Annotated in this window: 1 protein-coding gene and 1 pseudogene; both read right to left on the reverse strand. The window is 64.3% G+C overall.

The genetic code is table 11. From position 1 onward, the window contains the following. Nucleotides 1-9: 9 nt before the first annotated feature. Nucleotides 10-639, reverse strand: a pseudogene (locus C7I84_RS29290) (IS630 family transposase); the annotation flags it as partial. Next, nucleotides 599-958 (reverse strand): transposase, encoded by a 360-nt coding sequence (locus tag C7I84_RS30795; RefSeq protein WP_245428664.1) that lies wholly within the window; start codon nt 956-958, stop codon nt 599-601. The pseudogene C7I84_RS29290 and the gene C7I84_RS30795, both read right to left, overlap by 41 nt. Nucleotides 959-1,052 lie beyond the last annotated feature (94 nt).

Raw genomic sequence — 1,052 nt, forward strand, 5'->3', positions numbered from 1 at the left:
TAGACTCTTTCATGATTTGACGGAAGCGTAGCCTGCGTTTGCGAAGTAGTTGTCGCATTCGCCGGGGTCGATGGTGGCGACGAGGTGGCCGATATGTCGCCATGTGTCCTCGATCGATCGTTTCTGGGCCTTCCGCATCCAGTGCTTTATCTTGGCGAAGGCCTGCTCGATCGGGTTGAGGTCTGGCGAGTAGGGCGGCAGGTACCAGAGCCTGGCGCCGGCGGAGCGGATCATCTGACGGATGGCGGCCGACTTGTGCGAGCCGAGATTGTCCATGACGACGATGTCGCCGGGCCGGAGCACCGGCACGAGCTGCTGCTCGACATAGGCGCGGAAGCACTCGCCGTTGATCGGCCCGTCGAAGACGCAAGGCGCGGTGAGCCGGTCGCAGCGCAGCGCGCCGAGGAAGGTCAGCGTGCGCCAGTGACCGTGCGGGGCGAAGCCGCGCAGAGGCTTGCCCCTCAGTCCCCAGCCGCGCAATGGGGCCATGTTGGTCTTGATCCAGGTCTCGTCGATGAAGACCAGCCGGCGCGGATCCAGGCCGGCCTGCCAGGAGCGCCAGCGCTGTCGCCGCCGCGCGATGTCGGCACGGGCCTGCTCAAGGGCGAACAGCGTTTTTTTTGAACCGCAGCCCTTCGCGCCGCAGGAACAGCCATACCGCGTTGTGCGATACCTTGACCCCGCGCGCCGCCAGTTCCTCCTTCAGCCCATGCAGCGTCAGGTGCGAGGTCTGGTTGATCCGCTCCACGATGAAGGCGCGATGCGGCTCCAGAAGCCGCTTGCGACGCCCGCCCATCTTGGCCGGTGCAACCGAACCTGTCGCACGATAGCGCTGCGACCACTTCATCACCGACGACACCGCAACGCCGAACCGTTCGGCAACCGATCGGCAGCTCCCTCCTGCCGCCACCGCCGCCACAACACGCTCTCGAAGATCATTGGAAAGAGGTCGGGTCATCAGATGCTGGCCTCCAATCCAGCCAGCATCTTGAATCACAATTCCGACCGAACGGGAATCCGTTCCGATTCAGTCAGGCCGTGAACCGCTCTAG

This window comes from Kumtagia ephedrae (genome assembly GCF_003012745.1).
Lineage (GTDB): Bacteria > Pseudomonadota > Alphaproteobacteria > Rhizobiales > Rhizobiaceae > Kumtagia > Kumtagia ephedrae.

Excerpts from the sequence above, each read along its gene's own strand:
- C7I84_RS30795 (WP_245428664.1), bottom strand. The coding sequence starts at position 958 with ATGACCCGACCTCTTTCCAATGATCTTCGAGAGCGTGTTGTGGCGGCG.